The sequence below is a fragment of the Algoriphagus vanfongensis DSM 17529 genome (assembly GCF_000429465.1).
GTDB classification, from domain to species: domain Bacteria; phylum Bacteroidota; class Bacteroidia; order Cytophagales; family Cyclobacteriaceae; genus Algoriphagus; species Algoriphagus vanfongensis.
Genome location: NZ_AUBX01000015.1, coordinates 289,946 through 308,319, shown reverse-complemented (window position 1 = coordinate 308,319; position 18,374 = coordinate 289,946). Strand labels below are relative to the sequence as shown.

At 44.8% G+C, this 18,374-nt stretch carries 15 protein-coding genes; 7 read left to right on the top strand and 8 right to left on the bottom strand.

Going from position 1 to position 18,374, the window contains the following annotated elements; genetic code table 11:
• The first annotated feature begins 572 nt into the window (after nt 1–572).
• Both queG and corA read left to right on the top strand, forming a co-directional pair.
• Complete coding sequence (gene queG, locus G460_RS21915) at nt 573–1,550, top strand: tRNA epoxyqueuosine(34) reductase QueG (protein ID WP_051316072.1); 978 nt, start codon at nt 573–575, stop codon at nt 1,548–1,550.
• Entirely contained in the window at nt 1,525–2,628 is a 1,104-nt protein-coding gene (gene corA, locus G460_RS0114690; protein WP_051316057.1) for a magnesium/cobalt transporter CorA, read from the top strand. Before queG ends, corA begins: the two co-directional genes overlap by 26 nt.
• Before the next feature lie 15 nt (nt 2,629–2,643).
• Here corA and G460_RS22690 read toward each other — a convergent pair whose 3' ends face one another.
• The 3 genes from G460_RS22690 to G460_RS0114675 form a co-directional block, all read right to left on the bottom strand.
• The gene (locus G460_RS22690) at nt 2,644–3,048 is read right to left on the bottom strand and encodes an META domain-containing protein (RefSeq protein WP_026956078.1); all 405 of its coding nucleotides are present in this window, start codon (nt 3,046–3,048) and stop codon (nt 2,644–2,646) included.
• A 75-nt stretch (nt 3,049–3,123) separates the two neighbouring features.
• Nucleotides 3,124–3,981, bottom strand: coding sequence for a carboxylating nicotinate-nucleotide diphosphorylase (gene nadC / locus G460_RS0114680; RefSeq protein ID WP_026956077.1), 858 nt, complete (start codon nt 3,979–3,981; stop codon nt 3,124–3,126).
• 52 nt (nt 3,982–4,033) lie between these two features.
• Nucleotides 4,034–4,432 (bottom strand): DUF4783 domain-containing protein, encoded by a 399-nt coding sequence (locus G460_RS0114675; protein WP_026956076.1) that lies wholly within the window; start codon nt 4,430–4,432, stop codon nt 4,034–4,036.
• A 133-nt stretch (nt 4,433–4,565) separates the two neighbouring features.
• On the opposite strand from G460_RS0114675, the gene gpmI reads away from it, so the two are divergent.
• Together gpmI and G460_RS0114665 are read left to right on the top strand one after the other, a co-directional pair.
• Nucleotides 4,566–6,092, top strand: a complete 1,527-nt coding sequence (gene gpmI / locus G460_RS0114670; RefSeq protein WP_026956075.1) for a 2,3-bisphosphoglycerate-independent phosphoglycerate mutase — start codon at nt 4,566–4,568, stop codon at nt 6,090–6,092.
• Nucleotides 6,089–6,655 (top strand): hypothetical protein, encoded by a 567-nt coding sequence (locus tag G460_RS0114665; protein WP_026956074.1) that lies wholly within the window; start codon nt 6,089–6,091, stop codon nt 6,653–6,655. The genes gpmI and G460_RS0114665 overlap by 4 nt, the downstream gene beginning before the upstream one ends.
• Nucleotides 6,656–6,687: 32 nt before the next feature.
• On the opposite strand, the gene G460_RS0114660 is transcribed toward G460_RS0114665, so the two are convergent.
• Nucleotides 6,688–8,364: an amidase gene (locus G460_RS0114660; RefSeq protein ID WP_026956073.1), complete on the bottom strand. Its 1,677-nt coding sequence runs from the start codon at nt 8,362–8,364 to the stop codon at nt 6,688–6,690.
• A 69-nt stretch (nt 8,365–8,433) separates the two neighbouring features.
• Here G460_RS0114660 and G460_RS0114655 point away from each other — a divergent pair, with 69 nt between their 5' ends.
• Entirely contained in the window at nt 8,434–8,871 is a 438-nt protein-coding gene (locus G460_RS0114655; protein WP_026956072.1) for a hypothetical protein, read from the top strand.
• 57 nt (nt 8,872–8,928) lie between these two features.
• Here the strand turns inward: G460_RS0114655 and G460_RS0114650 are convergent, their stop codons facing one another.
• Entirely contained in the window at nt 8,929–9,252 is a 324-nt protein-coding gene (locus G460_RS0114650) for a hypothetical protein (RefSeq protein ID WP_245578739.1), read from the bottom strand.
• 242 nt (nt 9,253–9,494) lie between these two features.
• Here G460_RS0114650 and polA point away from each other — a divergent pair, with 242 nt between their 5' ends.
• Both polA and radA read left to right on the top strand, forming a co-directional pair.
• Complete coding sequence (polA, locus tag G460_RS0114645) at nt 9,495–12,317, top strand: DNA polymerase I (protein WP_026956070.1); 2,823 nt, start codon at nt 9,495–9,497, stop codon at nt 12,315–12,317.
• Between the two features lie 84 nt (nt 12,318–12,401).
• Nucleotides 12,402–13,775: a DNA repair protein RadA gene (radA, locus tag G460_RS0114640; protein WP_026956069.1), complete on the top strand. Its 1,374-nt coding sequence runs from the start codon at nt 12,402–12,404 to the stop codon at nt 13,773–13,775.
• Nucleotides 13,776–13,938: 163 nt separating this feature from the next.
• On the opposite strand, the gene G460_RS0114635 is transcribed toward radA, so the two are convergent.
• The 3 genes from G460_RS0114635 to G460_RS0114625 all read right to left on the bottom strand — a co-directional run bounded on the left by G460_RS0114635 (nt 13,939) and on the right by G460_RS0114625 (nt 18,345).
• Nucleotides 13,939–15,648, bottom strand: coding sequence for a GMC oxidoreductase (locus tag G460_RS0114635; protein WP_026956068.1), 1,710 nt, complete (start codon nt 15,646–15,648; stop codon nt 13,939–13,941).
• Complete coding sequence (locus G460_RS0114630) at nt 15,641–16,201, bottom strand: gluconate 2-dehydrogenase subunit 3 family protein (RefSeq protein ID WP_026956067.1); 561 nt, start codon at nt 16,199–16,201, stop codon at nt 15,641–15,643. Before G460_RS0114630 ends, G460_RS0114635 begins: the two co-directional genes overlap by 8 nt.
• A 92-nt stretch (nt 16,202–16,293) precedes the next feature.
• The gene (locus tag G460_RS0114625) at nt 16,294–18,345 is read right to left on the bottom strand and encodes an alpha-L-fucosidase (protein WP_026956066.1); all 2,052 of its coding nucleotides are present in this window, start codon (nt 18,343–18,345) and stop codon (nt 16,294–16,296) included.
• Nucleotides 18,346–18,374: the final 29 nt, after the last annotated feature.

The window sequence follows — 18,374 nt, the reverse complement described above, 5'->3', positions numbered from 1 at the left end:
TTCGTGGAAAATAGTCCAAAAAAGGCGTGGGTTCCACCTTTGTCAAAAAGGACATTTGCTCTACTCTGCCTTTATCATTAAAGCTCAGTTTTCCGACTAACTTTATTTCTAGGAAAAGCTCCAATTCCTCTTCAGTAAAATAAGAGGCGAAATCTCGCTCAAAATTTATTTGCTCCTGTATCAGAGATGGGTGGCAATCTTTTGGAATATGATATTCTTCTGAGCTGAATTGCCGATTTTCGATAGACTCGATCGTGAACCACCTCTGATCCTCAGATCGGGCAATTGTATAGAGATTCCTTTGGGCAAAAGTGGCTAAATGAAAAGTTAGCATGAAAAAAAGCAGAATTACTCGAGTCATATTGGTGCACAAGGGGATTTGATAAAGTTATAGTTTTCTTTTGATCCACTTTACATTTCCTCCAGTGAACTCCAAGAGCCTATTTAAAAATTAGACTTACGAATTATTCTTTTATCGATTTAATTCAAACAAGCAAAGCTCATTGATTAAGTTGATTTTCCTGCTTTCTTCCTACAATTGGGAGAACAGTGAAGTCCCCTATCTTTGTCCCGTGAACTCTGCCGAAAAACACGCCGCCATTCTCAAATCCACCGCTAAGCGGCTGGGCTTTGACTATTGTGGGATTGCGAAAGCGGGATTTCTCGAGGAAGAAGCACCGAGATTGGAAGAATGGCTCAGCAGGAATTACAACGGTCAAATGGGCTATTTGGCCAATCACTTTGACAAGCGTCTCGACCCAACCCAACTCGTAGAAGGTGCCAAAACGGTGGTGTCGCTGATATACAATTATTACCCTGAGCAGAAACTTCCTGAGTCTTCCGAGTCCATCAAACTCGCCAAATATGCCTATGGTGAGGATTATCATTTTGTGATCCGAGAGAAGCTTAACGAATTTCTGGAAATCCTCCGAGAGGAAATTGGAGAGATCGACGGACGAGGATTTGTGGATTCCGCTCCGGTGATGGAGCGTCAATGGGCCCAAAAAGCCGGATTGGGCTGGCTTGGGAAAAACAGTCTCCTCCTGAATCGGGAAATGGGAAGTTTCTTCTTCCTCGCCGAGTTGATCATCGATCTGGAAGCTACTCCCGACAGTCCCCTGACCAAAGATTACTGTGGCACCTGCACCGCCTGCATCGATGCATGTCCCACTGATGCCATCGCACAAGCTGGGGTAGTAGACGGCTCTCGCTGTATTTCTTACCTGACGATCGAGCTGAAGGATGCTATACCCACTGAGTTCCAAAACAAAATGGAAAACTGGGTTTTTGGCTGTGATATCTGCCAGGACGTCTGTCCTTGGAACCGTTTTTCCAAAGCCCACCATGAACCCAAATTTTCTCCTTCAGATTCGTTGCAGGAAATATCAAGATCGGAATGGAAGGAAATAACCGAGGAAACTTTCCGAAAGGTTTTCAAAAAATCCGCCCTAAAGCGCACCAAATTTGCTGGATTGAAAAGAAATATCGAATTTCTGAATGCAAAATCAGCAGCAACCCCAACGGATGAAGGCAAAAAAACCGAGTTTTAGAAACGTTCAGAAGCTTTTTAGACCCCACAAAAAGATCAAACATCCTGAAGTAGGACTTCCTCCGGGTTCATTGGTTTTCAATCGTGAAAAACGCCAAGAGGAAGTATCGATCAAAGTAATCACCTTTGACGAAAGCGAGATGGTCGAAAAGTCCATCCAGGTCGGTCAGCTTTCCAAAATCCATGCGGATCGCAAAAAGGTACTCTGGATCGACATCGTAGGGCTGCATGATGTAAGTATTCTGGAGAAAATCGGACAGCAATTTGGCATCCACAAGCTGACACTGGAAGATATTCTGCAAGATCAGCGTCCCAAAATGGAGATTTTTGACTCCTACATTTTTGCTTCCCTGAAGATGATCCAATGTCCCAATCCTGAATCTCCAATCGATGAGGAACAGATCAGTTTTATCCTCAAGGAGGACGTATTGATCACATTTCAGGAGAAAAAAGGAGATGTTTTCCAACCTGTACGCGTCCGACTGGAGGATATCACCCGCAATATCCGCAAGAGAGGAGCTGACTATCTCCTCTATGCCTTGCTGGATGCAGTGGTGGATAATTACTTTCTGGTAATGGAAAATGTCGGGGAGAAAATCGAAAACCTGGAATCCCTTGCTCTCAATACACCTGGTAACGATACACTAAATGCACTTTATTTACTCAAAAGAGAAATGTCTGAGCTACGCAGGTCGGTATATCCACTGCGGGAAGTTATCGGCTCTTTTGACAAATATGCAGAAAACCGGATATCGGCAGAGGTGAAGCCTTTCCTTCGGGATTTGTACGAAAATACAATTCAGGTCATCGAGACAATGGAGGTATTCCGGGACATGTCCTCTGGCGTGCTAGATCTGTATATGAACAGCCTTTCTAATCGCATGAACAATGTCATGAAAGTGCTCACCATCATCTCCACTATTTTCATTCCACTGAGCTTTGTAGTTGGACTCTATGGGATGAATTTTGACAATATCCCTGAGCTCCACTGGACTAATGGCTACTACTATGCATTAGGGCTGATGGGTACGATGGTCGTCGGGATGATCTGGTATTTCAAATCCAAGAATTGGTTTTGAAAGCTTCTCTGTCTTTTATTGGAATTTGAGAATGACGTCCTTTCTACCGTTTTTAAAAAGCAGTTCTCCTCCGGAATAAGAATAATATCGAACGGATTTCAGGGTTTCCAAAAACTTATTTTCAAAGGCCGCATTCTGGCAAGCCATTCGAGTCAGGCCTATTTCTCCAAATTCAATCTGTCCCTTTTTCTCTATTTCGTAAGGAGCCATGATCCGATTGCAACCTCCATTGCCGGAAGCTTCTCTTCTGCGAGAATCAAACTCCAAATGCGCATCCTGAATAGAACCTGAAGTCTGAACAGGAATTCCCATTATTTCTACCAAAGTCCAAGGCTTCCCTTCCCACTTGGCATCGGGATAGGACTTAGAGCTACAGGAAAATACAAAGAGAATGGCTGATAGTACTAATAAATTTCTCATGAGTTGGTATTGATTCGTTACTCTTTAGACAGAAATCAAGCCAAAAGTCACTTCCAAACCAGTAAGAAATTTCAATTAAAATGCTTTTAGGCTGATATCCATACTCTTGACAGAGTGAGTCAAAGCTCCCATAGAGATAAAATCTACTCCGCAGTCGGCTACCTGAGCCAGTGTCTCTTCGGTGATCCCTCCCGAGGCTTCTGTCAGAAAGCGTCCATCAATCATCGCTACAGCTTGGCGCATGGTCTCATAGTCCATATTGTCCAGCATGATATAATCTACCCCGCCCGTCTCCAATACTTCTTGGACTTCCTGTAGATTCCGAGTTTCAACTTCAATTTTGAGCTCGAGCTTATTTTTATCCAGATAATCCCGGGTACGGGCGATGGCTGATGGGATCCCTCCGGCAAAGTCCACATGATTGTCCTTGAGCATGACCATATCATAGAGTGCAAAGCGATGATTGACTCCTCCGCCGATATGCACTGCCCATTTTTCCATCAGACGAAAATTGGGAGTAGTCTTCCTCGTGTCCATTAGACGAGCTTTGGTATGGAGGATTTTCTGAGTCATCTGATGAGTCAAAGTCGCAATCCCACTCATACGCTGCATGCAATTGAGAACCAGCCTTTCTGCTGATAATATGGAGGCCGAAGACCCTGACACGATCAAGCCGATGTCACCAAACTTAACTTGCTCGCCGTCACTCTTGAGGATTTCGACCTGAAGTCCGGGATCATACCTTTTAAAAATTTTCTCCGCCATCTCCACACCAGCCAAGATTCCATCTCCTTTGATCAAGAGCCTTGCACGTCCGACTTTACCTTCAGGAATCGCCGCCAGAGAAGAATAATCCCCCGGCCCGATGTCTTCCGCAAAAGCTGCTTGAATAAATTGCTGAATGGCCTGTTCGGTGAGATAGGAAGGTTTCATGCCGCAAAAATAGGCATATTGATGGGATGAAGTCTTTTTTTTGGAAAAATGCTTAGGCTTTTACAAATCCCAGGCTGTAGACCTTGACTTGAGCGTCTTGCTGATTGACTTTGATGAAAACCTTATATTGGCCCTGCCCGCTTTCATAATTTCCGATATAGGAACTTAAGCTGGGATTAGACTCACTCTTGAACACCAAAGTAAAGCCCATCGATGGGTTCTTTTTAAAAAAATCCTTGAGCACAATCTCCGCTTGACTTTTGGAATAATCCCCCTGTTGTCCGTTGATATTCAAAGAAATACTACTGTCAAAATACCTCGCCAAGTCCGAGCTGGAGCCCGACTCTATTGCCCCTATCACCGGGTCAATGGATGTCGTCTGTGAAGCTGGATTCTCTGGAAGCCCCAACACAAGAAAAACGGAAAATAGAAGTTGTAATAAAAACATCATGGCACATTTACCAAATACTAAGCCAAAATCAACATCTTCAGGTCCATTTTTGGGAATTAGGTCAGAATGCCAAAAAGCAATCAACTCGGACCGCTTCGGGTAAGATTGGAAAGAAAAATAATATATTTGCCACATGGAAAAGAAAGTACTTTTAATGATTCTAGATGGATGGGGTATTGCTACCAACCCAGCCGTATCCGCCATCGACAAAGCCAAAACACCTTTTGTAGATAGCCTTTACACCAAATATCCTCATGGCAAACTGGAAGCTTCTGGTTTGGCGGTAGGATTGCCAGAAGGCCAGATGGGCAATTCTGAAGTGGGACACATGAATATCGGTGCAGGAAGAATTGTTTATCAGGATCTCGTCAAAATCAATCAAGCTGTAAAAAACGGAGATCTCAACGAGCATCCGGTATTGAAAGAGGCTTTTGCCAAAGTGAAAGCTTCCGGTAAAAAAGCCCATTTCATCGGCTTGGTATCTGATGGTGGAGTCCATGCGCACATCAATCACCTCAAAGGGCTGTGTGATGCCGCCAAGTATCATGAAGTAGAAAAAGTATACATCCATGCCTTCACGGACGGTAGAGATACAGATCCCAAAGGAGGCATCGCCTATTTGGAAGATCTTCAGCAGCACCTGACACAGTCTGCAGGTCAGATAGCTTCCGTAGTAGGAAGATACTACGCCATGGATCGGGACAATCGTTGGGAGCGTGTCAAGCTCGCCTACGATGCGATGGTACTCGGTGAAGGGGAAAAGTCCAAGGACATCCTAGCCGCTATCAAAAAATCTTATGACAATAATGTCACAGATGAATTTATCCGTCCTATCATCCATGTAGGTGCGGACAATCAGCCTCTTGCGAAAATCGAAGAGGGTGACTTGGTCATTTGCTTCAATTTCCGCACAGACCGCGGACGAGAGATCTCTCAAGTCTTGACCCAGCGGGATTTTGAAGATTACAATATGAAAAAGCTCGATTTGGATTACATCACGTTTACCAACTACGATGAGACCTTCCAAAATGTCAAAGTGCTTTTTGAAAAAGACAATCTGAACAATACTCTTGGGCAAGTTTTGGAAGCAGCCGGGAAGAAACAGATCCGAATCGCAGAAACTGAAAAATATCCGCACGTTACCTTTTTCTTTTCAGGTGGACGTGAGAAGGAATTTGAAGGAGAAAGTAGAATCCTCTGCCCATCTCCCAAAGTGGCAACTTATGATCTCAAACCTGAGATGAGTGCATATGAAATCGCTTCCAAAATCAACACAGAGCTGAAGAAAAAAAGCGCTGATTTCATCTGTCTCAACTTTGCCAACGCAGATATGGTGGGCCATACCGGGGACTTTGACGCAGCTGTCAAAGCCTGTGAGGCTGTCGATGAGTGTACCAGCTCTGTAGTCACCACCGCTTTGGACAATGACTACACCATCATCGTCATTGCCGATCACGGCAATAGTGACATGATGATCAACGAGGATGGCACTCCCAATACAGCTCATACGACCAACTTGGTTCCGTTTATCTTGGTAGACAAGCAGGACCAAATCCCTGTGAAAAACGGTAAACTGGGAGATCTGGCTCCGACTATTCTTAAACTCATGGGTGTGGCTAGTCCCGCTGAAATGACTGGTGAAATCTTATTGGCTGAATGAGACTCAAAGGACTAGCGATTATAGCAGTTTTTTTCTGCTTTCTTACTTCCTGCGAAAACGCCCCTGGAATCGAGAATCCGGACAAAATGGAGGTCTTGCCTTACTTTGACCTCAAGGGTTTTGTCAATCAGGAAATCGAAAAACTGGATGGTAAAAACGTGACAAAAATCTCTCGGATCAACGGAGTCTCAGAACAATCTGACCGAATCACGAGTACGGAAGAATGGAAAGAGGAGCTGGGTGCTTTCTTTGATGCTGATATCAACAAACCTTCACTGATAGACAGCTACACCACAGAAGTGGAGAAAGACATCCTGATTCACCGTGCCAAACCGGAGGCCAAGGTTTCCATTCAGGAAATCAGAGTGCGGATCGTTAACGATCATCCGGTATGGATCACCTTCAAAGGAGCCAGTGAAAGCATGTTCTACACCTCCTTCACGCACGGAGGCATCTATATGAACAACCGAGAAAACCGCATCGATCACTACGAACTGGAAACCACCCAAAAAATCTGGTTTCTCAAGCCCAATAACATGAAAATTCAAGGGGCTATCAATTAATAAAAGCTCGGGTTTAGCCCGAGCTTTCTTTTTTATTGGTTAAAGAGAGGAGGCCTCTTCATCTGCCAATCGGTATTTTTCTGCACATAATCCCCCAAAAGCACCAGCTTATCTTCTTCAAAAAGATTTCCCAAAAAAGTAATCGAGGTAGGACTCCCTTGCTCATTGAAACCATTGGGAAGACATAATGCCGGATGACCAGTCAGATTGGTGATCTGAAGCTGAGACCCAGCAAAGGAAGGAGTTACGATCACGTCATAATCTTTCATCAAAGCATGCATCTCTTCGATCAGTAGAGTACGCTGTCTACTCAAATTGACATATTCCACAGCTGGATAAAATCTGGCTGCACGAAACAAATTGGGCCAAGCGCCGCGATGCTGCGCTACCAGCTGATCATCCCATCCCAGTCGGGTCAATTCATCAAATGCTGCAGCCCCCTCGACCATCAACATCATGACGATTGGGCCGGGAGGGATGCTCGTTTTCAACTCCAAAGGATGCAATTCTACTCCCAGTGATTTTAAAGTTTCCAGCACATTCTTATCGTTTTCAGATACTCTTTCCCCCTCAAAAAATGGTTTGAAATACCCCACTTTGAGTGATTTGGGGTCTACCTTTCTATCAAAATTAAAGGAAGCAGCTATTGTGCTGGCATCTTTTTCATCCGGGCCGTTGAGTACTGAGAGGATGATACCATTATCCAAAGCAGATCTAGAAATAGGGCCAATCTTATCCATCGACCAGCTCAGCGCCATAGCTCCATGCTTGCTCACCCGACCATAGGTGGGTCGCAAGCCAGTCACACCATTTCGGGTAGAAGGGGACACAATCGATCCAAGGGTCTCAGTACCGATGGCAAAAGGCACCAAACCCGCACTGACAGCTGAGGCAGATCCAGCTGAAGAGCCACTAGATCCCTGCTCAAGATTCCAGGGGTTTTTGGTCACTCCACCGTACCATACATCCCCCATCGCCAAAGCACCCAAAGTAAACTTCCCTACCAACACAGCTCCCGCTTCATCCAAATTTTGGACTATCTGAGCAGTCTCGTCTAGTTGCTGATTTTGGAAAGGTGCAGCTCCCCAAGTGGTTTTGGTTCCTTTGACAGCCAATAGGTCTTTGATCCCATAGGGAATACCATGGAGTGGCCCTCGATACTTGCCTGCAGCCAACTCTAGATCCATCTGCTTTGCTTTTTCCAAAGCAGTATCTTCCATCAGTGTGATCAGACATTGCAGTGTATCTGAGTGTTTTTTGATACGATCCAGATAGATCCGGGTGAGACGGACACTGCTTAGTTGATTGTCCCGAATCAAGACGGCTAGCTCATGTACTGGCAAAAAGGCAATATCCACATCGGATACAGGCAGTTGTACTTCCTCCGTCAAGCCAAAGTCCAGCGGCATTTGCTCGGTAGGCGGAGAAAATCCCTTCGGAAGAGGATTGAAGACCAGGGCCGGTGGCACGGAGTTATCCAATTTGATCTCTCTAGAACTCTGGATTCCGCTCAGCTGATTGGTCAGGTTGCGGAGCATACTGTCTTTTTCGGCAGGAGTAAATGACAAACCAAGGATATCAGATGCTCCATCTATGGATTGGGGAGTGATCTCTCCGGCTATTTTTCCAAAAGTAAATCCCAAAGTCAAGCAGGACGCCGCTCCCAAACTCATAAAGAGGGCTGATCGTAGGCGTTTATTTCTTTCCATAGCGTAGTTTTGTATCGTTAGAGCGCAAACTCTAAAGTGTCTATTTGCCTGTTTAAAACCAACCCACTCATGGATCAAAAAGAGAAGTTCCCCATTTTTCCAATGCATTTCAGAGGCATTCTTTTGCTCGCCGGAATGTACACAGTGGCATGGTCTGCCTTTTTCAAGTGGTTTGGACCGGCGCTAATCAAGTGGCTTGCCATGACGGATGTGGGGCCTGAGCAGCTCACCAGCAACTGGTATGGATCCTTTGGACTGATTGTCGGTTTTGTGATTTTTATTTCTGCCTTTTATCCAGTCAGCTACCTCTATCTGGTCTTGGGGGGAATCGCCGGTAAAATCCTGCTAGCCATTTGGTTTGGCGTAGAGTTTCTTCCAGCATTAGGCTGGAATAAAAGAACCGGCTTTCATTTGCTATTTAACGAACTGCTCTGGATCATTCCTATGACAGTAGTTGCTTGGCGTGCTCATCTAGTCAAAAAATATCTCGACAGTCAAGAGGAATAAAAAAGGCCATCTCAAAATTCTCTGAGACGGCCCTGATCAATGATTGAAACTGTTGAATTAAAGAATCAAAATCAACAAAAGAATAATGATAATGATCGCTCCTACAGAAAGGTAAATTCCCTTGCCGCCTTCTCTTGCAGTTGCTTTCATCTCTTTGAGTTCGGCCTTGATTTCTTTCTTTTCATCGCGAGACATATTGGCAAAATCCATGGCCATGATTTCATCCAGTCTGGCTTTCATTTCGTCCACCTTGGCTTGCTCTTCCTCGGTTAGTTTGGTTTCTTTTTTGTCATTCCCTTTGGTATCATTAGCCAATGGGGCAGCCTCTACAAACTGAAAAGACAGAAATAGGGCGAAAATCATCAAAAGTTTTTTCATCATTTAAGTGGTTAAGTGAATAAGCTTTAAGTTGTTCAACTTTTTCCAATTGATCAATAAAATCCTGAAATAAAGTATTTTCACCCGTAGCTAGGACAAGGCAAAACTTGGTTTTGGGAAACAAATTGTCACATCTGGTCATCAGGAGGTCCAATTAACCGCTTTTATGTGACCGAAGTCCCCACCTAATTTTTGTACCTTGGAGGGCTAATTCACTTGTCTTTTTTCAACCCGAAAAACGGATCATGTCTCAAAATCAACCGCATAAATTATTTCTTCTGGACGCGATGGCGCTCATTTATAGAGCCCATTTTGCCTTTAGCAAAAATCCTAGAATCAATTCCAAAGGGCTCAATACCGGAGTGATGCTGGGCTTTACCAATACCTTGATGGAGGTGCTGACCAAAGAGAAACCAAGTCACATCGCAGTGGCATTTGACCTGCCGGGCCCTACATTTAGGCATGAACAGTTTGAGGCCTACAAAGCCAATAGACAAGAGCAGCCTGAAGACATTACTGTTTCGATCCCCTGGGTCAAAGAAATAGTCAAAGCATTTAAGATTCCTCTACTGGAAATGGAGGGATTTGAGGCGGATGATATCATCGGTACTATCGCCAAAAAGGCAGAAAAAGAATCCTTCACAGTCTATATGATGACTCCGGACAAGGATTATGGTCAGGTGGTGGATGACCACATTTTCCTCTACAAACCAGCCTTCATGGGCAATGCTGTGGATATCATGGGACCAAAAGAAGTCTGTGCCAAATGGGACATAGAGAATGTAGACCAAGTGCGGGACATTTTGGGATTGATGGGTGATGCTGTGGATAACATCCCTGGAATCCCCGGTATCGGTGCCAAAACAGCCACAAAATTATTGAAGCAGTTTGGGACTATTGAAGAACTCGTCAAAAACACAGATCAACTCAAAGGCAAGCAAAAAGAAAATGTGGAAAATTTTGCCGCACAAGGATTGCTTTCAAAAGAATTGGCTACAATTAAAATTGATGTGCCAATTGATTTTGATGAAGAGGACTTGCGGTATGATGGATTTGATGAGGAGAAGCTACGGGCAATATTCACAGAGCTAGAATTCCGAACCCTATCCAATAGGATTTTCAAGACAGAAGGTAAAAAATCAGTCATTCAGAAAAATGAACAATTGGGTTTGTTTGGCGAAGCTCCAAGTTCATCTGCTGCGGTAGAGATTGAGTTTGAAGAAGAAACTGTCCAGACTTCTGCACCTGTAGTACCGGGTACGATCGCAAGCCGACTGCATCAATATCATAAGGTCAAAGGCAAAGAATCAATTGCAGAATTGATGGAGTACCTGATGCTTCAGAAAACGGTTTGTTTTGATACGGAAACCACCTCGGTCAATGCGATGGAAGCCGAACTAGTCGGGCTATCATTTGCCTATCTCACGGGGGAAGCCTATTACATTCCCTGCCCAGAGGATCCCTCCGAGACCCAGAAGATTTTGCAACAGCTCACTCCATTTTTCCAAAACGAGCAAATCCAAAAAGTTGGTCAAAATATCAAATACGACCTTTTGGTATTGAAAAATTATGGGATTGAAGTCAAAGGAGCTCTCTATGACACCATGCTGGCCCACTACCTCATCGAGCCAGAAGGCAAACACGGCATGGATTGGCTGGCGGAGCATTACTTGAATTACAAGCCTGTTTCTATCACAGAACTTATCGGCAAAAAAGGTAAAAATCAAGGCAATATGCGGGATGTGGATGAAGATGAAGTCACTTCCTACGCCTCTGAAGATGCCGATATCACACTCCAGCTCAAAGAAATTTTTGATCCGATCCTGAAGGAAAATGAACTTCAAAAGCTATTTGATGAAGTAGAAAACCCGCTGATTCCCGTGCTTACCAAGATGGAGTTTGAAGGAGTACGGATCGATACAGAGAGCCTTGCCGAGCTTTCCAAAGCTCTGGAAACAGAAAGCCAGGAAATAGAAAAACGCGTCTATGAGATCGCCGGAGTCAAATTTAACCTTGCTTCTCCCAAGCAACTGGGAGACGTATTGTTTGAAAAACTAAAATTGGACCCCAAGGCGAAAAAGACCAAAACTGGCCAATATGCAACAGGAGAGGAGGTTTTGAGTAAGCTGGCCAATGAGCATGAAATTGCTCAGGCAATTCTGGATTTCCGCCAAATGGTGAAACTCAAGTCTACCTATGTGGATGCCTTACCGACCATGATCAATTCCAAAACTGGAAGAATCCACACAACCTACAATCAGTTTGTCGCGGCCACAGGACGACTTTCATCTATCAATCCTAACCTTCAAAATATCCCGATCAGAACGGATAGAGGTCGGGAAATCAGAAAAGCTTTCGTCCCAAGAGATGAAAATCATGTACTCTTAGCAGCGGATTACTCTCAGATCGAGCTTCGGATTATGGCCGCTTTCTCAGGGGATCAATCCATGATTGAAGCTTTCAGAACCGGTCGTGACATTCACTCCACCACTGCTGCTAAGATTTTTCAAGTGCCTCTGGATGAAGTCACTTCCGATATGAGAAGAAAAGCCAAAACCGCCAACTTTGGGATTATCTATGGGATTTCGGCATTTGGACTTTCCCAAAGGCTATCCATATCAAGAACTGAAGCCAAGGAAATCATCGATGCCTACTTCAAAGAATTCCCTGCTGTGAAGGAATATATGGACGGAGCCATCGAAAAGGCCAGAAAAGAAGAATACGTAGAGACGATCTTGGGCAGAAGGCGCTATCTGAGAGATATCAATAGCCGCAATGTGACTATGAGAGGATTTGCAGAGAGAAATGCCATCAACGCTCCAATCCAAGGCTCTGCTGCTGATCTGATCAAAGTGGCGATGATCCAGGTGCATGATTGGATGGAAAAAGAGAAACTCCAATCCAAAATGATCCTTCAGGTTCACGATGAACTTGTATTTGATGCGCACAAGGATGAAGTGGAAGTCCTAAAAGCCAATGTTCCAGGTCTCATGGCCAACGCCATCCAATTGGCAGTACCACTCGAAGTCGAAGTAGGGATTGGAAATGATTGGCTGGAAGCACATTAAAAGACACAAGATGCTAGATACAAGAATCAAGACTAGATCACTTACTGTCCTTCGTAAATCGTAATTCGTATTTCTCACTTCAAAATGGCTAAAGTAAAAACCTCCTTTTTCTGTCAAAACTGCGGTGCCCAAAGTCCCAAATGGCTAGGTAAATGTCCTGCTTGTGGAGAATGGAACACCTATGTCGAAGAAGTCATCCAAAAGGAAGAATCAGGAAAGGGAAGTTGGAAACCATCAGGAAACAGCTCCAAAAAGGTCTCCAAACCTCAAAAAATCGCAGAAGTCAACTACGAGGAGCAAGCCCGATGGATCACCGGTGATCCGGAATTGGATAGGGTATTAGGAGGAGGAATTGTCCCGGGCTCATTGGTTTTGATAGGAGGAGAGCCGGGAATCGGCAAGTCCACTCTGATGCTTCAGATCGCTTTGACTTTAAAGGAAAAGACGATTCTGTACGTCTCAGGCGAGGAAAGCGAAACTCAGATCAAGATGCGGGCAGATCGCATGGAAGCCAAAAACCCAGGCTGCTACGTACTTTCTGAAACCAACACCCAACAGATCTTTCAGCAGGTAGAAATCCTCAAGCCAGATTTTTTGATCATAGACTCCATCCAAACGCTGACTAGTCAATACGTGGAATCAGCCGCGGGATCAGTTTCTCAAGTCCGTGAATGTACTGCTGAGTTGATGAAATTTGCGAAGGAAACGGGAACTCCTGTTTTTCTGATCGGTCACATCACCAAGGACGGCTCTATCGCTGGCCCTAAAGTCCTGGAACACACGGTGGATACTGTCTTGCAATTTGAAGGAGATCGGCATATGACCTACAGAATCCTCCGAACTTCCAAAAATAGATTTGGCTCTACTCACGAACTGGGAATCTATGAAATGCGGGCCGAAGGGCTCAGGACTGTGGCAAACCCCTCTGAAATTCTCCTGACACAACGCGAGGAAGTATTGAATGGAGTAGCAATTGGAGCCATGATGGAAGGGAATCGACCTTTGTTAATCGAAATTCAATCTCTGGTCAGCCCGGCAACTTACGGTACTCCTCAGCGAAGCAGCACAGGCCATGATGCCAAGCGGCTCAACATGCTGTTGGCAGTTTTGGAAAAAAGGGGAGGAATGCGTGTCGGCAATCAGGATGTATTTTTGAATGTGGCCGGTGGACTCAGAGTCGATGATCCAGCCTTGGACTTGGCTGTCTGTGCCAGTTTGATTTCAAGCTACGAAGACACTCCTGTCTCGGAGCAAGTTTGTTTTGCTGGCGAGGTAGGTCTTGGTGGCGAAATCCGAGCCGTTTCCAGAATAGAAAACCGCATTGCCGAAGCCGAAAAGTTGGGTTTCCAAAAAATCATACTTTCGAAATACGCTGTCAAAGGATTGGATCTGAAAAAATTCAAAATAGAAATCATCCAGGTCAGCAAATTGGAGGAGATGTACCAGAAGCTTTTCTGAGGATTTGAGAAAAGCCACATTTTTTCTTTTTCCAAGGATTAAAAGACCTAAAGTATAGCAAGAGAAGCTTTATGAATTGTTGGTAAGAATTCTTCGGCAATCCACTAAAAAATCCCGCTCCTTTCGAAGCGGGATTTTCAAATTATTTATACTGCCTTCTGATTTATTTTTTGCTTTCAGCCACGGCATGATGAGCCGCCCTAGCTGCAAAGGCCATATAAGTCAATGAAGGATTTTGCGTCGAAGTAGAAGTCATGGAAGCCCCATCTGTCACATAGACATTTGGTACGGCATGCAGCTGATGGTTGGCATTCAGCAAAGACGTTTTTGGATCTTTGCCCATTCTTACACCGCCCATTTCGTGGATATCCAAGCCTGGAAGTCGATGATCATCATTGACACGAATGTTCGTGAAGCCTGCTTTTTCAAACATATCAGACATTTGTTCCTGATAGTCTTTGATCATTTTCTCGTCATTGTCATCATAGTCGATATTGATGCTCAAGAGAGGCATTCCCCATTCATCTTTTTGATTTGGATCTAGTCGCACGTAGTTGCTTTCCTTCGGAATAGTCTCTCCCATCATGTGCGAACCTACATACCAAGGCCCATATTGGTCCGGATTGAGCAGGTTGTTTTTCAGCTCCATCCCAATTGCCTCTGTATTTGGTCTTACGCCACGGCTGGCAGAAAATCCAGCTGCATAGCCACGCAAAAAGTCTGTTTCTTGCTTGTGAACATTTCTAAATCTTGGGAAATAACCACTTGTCGGTCTTCCTCCAGATGTGGTATATTCTGTATGTCCCTCATGGATCCCAGAGACCTGAGCTCTGTAGTTATGAAAAGCCACGTACTTACCCAACAGCCCATTGTCATTACCAAGTCCATTGGGGAATCGATTCGATGTGGAGTTCAACAAGACCAAATTGGAATTTAATGCGGCAGCATTCAAGAAAATGACATCTGCATAAAACTCCTCTACTTCTTTGGTCAACCGATCTATCACCCGTACACCCGTCGCTTTGCCTTTTTCTTCATCATAAATAATGGACTCCACGACTGCATCAGGCCTCATGGTCAAATTTCCCGTCTTCAAAGCCCATGGAATTGTAGACGAATTGGAACTGAAATACCCTCCGAAAGGACATCCTCTCTGGCAAAGATTTCGGTTTTGACACATAGTCCGGCCCTGATCCACAAAATGCTCCACATTGCCATGAATATGGGCGCATCTAGCCGAGATCAGATGGCGATCTCCTCCATAATGCTTCTTCAGCTGATCCGCAAAATGCTTTTCTACAATATTCAAATCATAGCCCGGAAGAAACTCCCCATCGGGAAGCACGTCGATCCCGTCTTTGAACCCAGATACCCCGGCGAATTTCTCCACATGGCTGTACCACTTTTCCAGATCCTTATATCTGATCGGCCAGTCCACTGCAAATCCATCCCGCGCAGGACCTTCGAAATCCAAGTCTGACCATCGCTGTACTTGTCTGGCCCACAGAAGAGATTTACCCCCAACTTGATAGCCTCTGATCCAGTCAAATGGTTTCTCTTGGACATAAGGATGCTCTTTGTCTTTGACGAAAAAATGCATGGCATCTTCCCGAAAAGCATAGCAACGACTGACTACGGGGTTTTCCTTTTTGATCTCCTCGGTCAGCTGGTTCCGATGCTCAAACTCATAAGGAAGCATCGTGGTAGTAGGATAATCTTTGACATGCTTGACATCTCTACCCCGCTCCAGCATCAAAGTCTTGACACCCAAGTCGCAAAGCTCTTTGGCGGCCCAGCCTCCACTGATCCCCGAACCGATCACGATGGCTTCGTATGTTCTTTCCTGTTTGTTGCGGATATTCAGATTAGCCATTGATGCGCGGTTTTTGAATGTCTGAGATCAATACGGCTCCATTGTACGGACCCGGAATCAGAGAATAAGGAATCACTTCTGTCTGGATGTATTCGGAAGCCATGTAGCCCTGGATAGTCAGACGCTTGGTATTGTTGAGGAAAAAAGCAATCGACTTTTGCTTTAGTCCGGCTTCTGTATCATCGCCCTCGAGCGCTAACCCTTCTTGGATTTTGGTCTCTCTTTCTTTGGTAGTTAGCTCGGCAAATCCTTTTCCTGCAAAATCCGGAAATGCTTTCAGACCAGCAGTAAACTGCTTTTGAGCTTCTTCGGTATAGCAATCATTGACCATCACGAGAATAAAATCAGGAACAGCTATGTCCAAAGCTCCCTTGATCTCCCCTGAAGGTATAATTGTATTGGAAACTGCGCCCAAAAGTTCTTTTTGAGAAGCAGTGACCTGTAGTTTTTCGTAAGCGGCAAGGATATCGTCACTACTGAAATCACAGGAAGGAATCAGGGCAAGTCCTCCGGAAATCAATGCGATATGCCGCAAGGCATGACGTCTGTTCATAGGTTCAGTGGGGTTATTAGCAAATTGACCGAGAAAGTAGGGATTTTATCTTCAAAAACCCATTTTTCCCGGTCAATTCCCTCGTTCAGTTTTTATTTGGTCAAAACTCCCAGCTCAGCCAAAGTAGCTGGGTTGCCATCTGCAGTTTTGATGGCTTTGATTTTGATCCATTGAGCTGCTGTAGTATCAAACTTGATCTTCTGCTCAATCGGACTATTGACGACATTCGAAAACTCTCCGCTAGCGACTTGCTTCCAGGATTTTCCATCCTGACTTACTTCAAAGGCATAATTGGTGATATGTCCGCTTGGATATCTTGCTTGCATCGGGAAATAACTAAAACCCTGAATCTCCAGCGTCTCACCCAAATCCACGATCAACTCATTGTTTTTGGTAGTCACATAGCTATGAATATTTTCATCCAAAGCTCTCTCTCCATTTTCTGCTTGAGTCTCCCATTTGGCTTTTGGATAGTCCAGATCAGCACGTTTTGGGTCACTGGCTTTGCCAGACACTGGATCAAAAGTGATCGTCTGTAAAGTAGTGGCTTCCGATACCTGAATCGGAGCGGAATATTTCTGAGAAGAATTCGTCGGCTCAGATCCATCGGTTGTATAATAAATCTCTAGCCCTTCGTCCGGTGACACCAAAGTCAACAAACCTGACTTTTCTCTTTTGATCTCCGGAGCTAATAGCATCTTAGGAGCATAGTAAATACCCACTTCAGAAATCACCGGGATTCCCTTTCCATCTTCAAAGTTGATCCGGATTTTCTCCGCAGTCACATCTGGAAATCTCAAGATTCTTTTGTGCCCCACGGTCGTTCCTTCGGCGATTTTTTCCCAAGTACCATCGACTTCTTTCTCCAAAGAAAATGCCTTCACTCGCTGTCCAAGTTGTGTATATTCCTGCAAAAGCAGTCGATTGAAGGACACTTCTTTCCCAAAATCGAGTTCCAAACTAGCTTCAGGACCAGCAGCATCTTCCAGCGTCCAATACGTTTCGTAATCTCCATCTACTGCAAGCTCAGCTTCATAGCCATAGCCTCTGTCTGAGCTGGCTGAGATAGAAGCATTCATGGCTAGATTGTTTGCAAAATCTTCTCTGATTTTGGCGGCCATTTTCAAGATCGCTGCTTCATCATTCTCATGGATCAAACCTCTGGTATCTACCGGGAAATTGATCAAAAGTGAAGAGTTGCGACCGATACTATTGTAATATATCTCCATCAAGTCCGGAAGTGACCGGACCATATGATCCTCATACTTGTGATAGTACCATCCTGGACGAATGCTGACATCCGACTCAGCTGGCACCCAGTGCGTGCCGTTTTCTTGCCCAGAGGCCCACTTTTGGGAATATTCTGGCATACCTGCGTAGACTGAGTCACGCATCAGATTAGACCAAGTAGTCTCGTAGGCAAATCCATGCTCATTGCCAACCCATCTTACGTCCGGTCCTGCATCACTGAACATCATCGCTCCCGGCTGCATATCCCTCACCATTTGGTGGATTTCTGGCCAGTTGTAATACGTTCTTTTATCTACTTTTCTGGTTTCATTGGCTCCTCCATACCAGCCATCGCCTCCATTGGCTCCGTCAAACCACACCTCGAAAACTTCTCCATAATTGGTCAAGAGTTCTGTCAGCTGGTTTTTCATGTAAGTCATGTATTCGGGACGTCCATACTCGGGATGATTTCTATCCCATGGGGAATAGTAAATCCCAAACTCCAACCCATACTCATCACAAGCATCTCTCAATTCCTGGATCAAATCACCCTTTCCGTCTCTCCATGGGCTGTTTTTGACTGAATGCTCGGTGTAGGCTGAAGGCCACAATACAAAACCATCATGGTGTTTTGCTGTGATGATCAAGCCCTTCATCCCTGCTTCCTTGGCGATTCTAGCCCATTGTCTGGCATCCAGTTCCGTAGGATTAAACTGCTCTGGCTTTTCATCTCCGAATCCCCACTCACGATCGGAGAAGGTATTCATATTAAAATGCACAAAACCATAAAATTCCAATTCCTGCCAAGCGACTTGGCGCTCATGTGGTACTGGCAAAATCGGTTCGGGTGCAGGAGCTTTTTCCTGACAGTAACTTAATCCTAGGGCCATCAAAGGCCAAACATACTTTTTCATGAAATCAAATTTGAGCTAGCATACTACCG

Excerpts from the sequence above, each read along its gene's own strand:
- G460_RS0114675 (WP_026956076.1), bottom strand. The coding sequence starts at position 4,432 with ATGATGTTTTTATTACAACTTCTATTTTCCGTTTTTCTTGTGTTGGGG.
- corA (WP_051316057.1), top strand. The coding sequence starts at position 1,525 with ATGAAGGCAAAAAAACCGAGTTTTAGAAACGTTCAGAAGCTTTTTAGA.
- G460_RS0114630 (WP_026956067.1), bottom strand. The coding sequence starts at position 16,201 with ATGAACAGACGTCATGCCTTGCGGCATATCGCATTGATTTCCGGAGGA.
- polA (WP_026956070.1), top strand. The coding sequence starts at position 9,495 with ATGTCTCAAAATCAACCGCATAAATTATTTCTTCTGGACGCGATGGCG.
- G460_RS0114650 (WP_245578739.1), bottom strand. The coding sequence starts at position 9,252 with ATGATGAAAAAACTTTTGATGATTTTCGCCCTATTTCTGTCTTTTCAG.
- G460_RS22690 (WP_026956078.1), bottom strand. The coding sequence starts at position 3,048 with ATGAGAAATTTATTAGTACTATCAGCCATTCTCTTTGTATTTTCCTGT.
- gpmI (WP_026956075.1), top strand. The coding sequence starts at position 4,566 with ATGGAAAAGAAAGTACTTTTAATGATTCTAGATGGATGGGGTATTGCT.
- G460_RS0114625 (WP_026956066.1), bottom strand. The coding sequence starts at position 18,345 with ATGAAAAAGTATGTTTGGCCTTTGATGGCCCTAGGATTAAGTTACTGT.
- G460_RS0114660 (WP_026956073.1), bottom strand. The coding sequence starts at position 8,364 with ATGGAAAGAAATAAACGCCTACGATCAGCCCTCTTTATGAGTTTGGGA.
- nadC (WP_026956077.1), bottom strand. The coding sequence starts at position 3,981 with ATGAAACCTTCCTATCTCACCGAACAGGCCATTCAGCAATTTATTCAA.
- G460_RS0114665 (WP_026956074.1), top strand. The coding sequence starts at position 6,089 with ATGAGACTCAAAGGACTAGCGATTATAGCAGTTTTTTTCTGCTTTCTT.
- radA (WP_026956069.1), top strand. The coding sequence starts at position 12,402 with ATGGCTAAAGTAAAAACCTCCTTTTTCTGTCAAAACTGCGGTGCCCAA.
- G460_RS0114655 (WP_026956072.1), top strand. The coding sequence starts at position 8,434 with ATGGATCAAAAAGAGAAGTTCCCCATTTTTCCAATGCATTTCAGAGGC.
- G460_RS0114635 (WP_026956068.1), bottom strand. The coding sequence starts at position 15,648 with ATGGCTAATCTGAATATCCGCAACAAACAGGAAAGAACATACGAAGCC.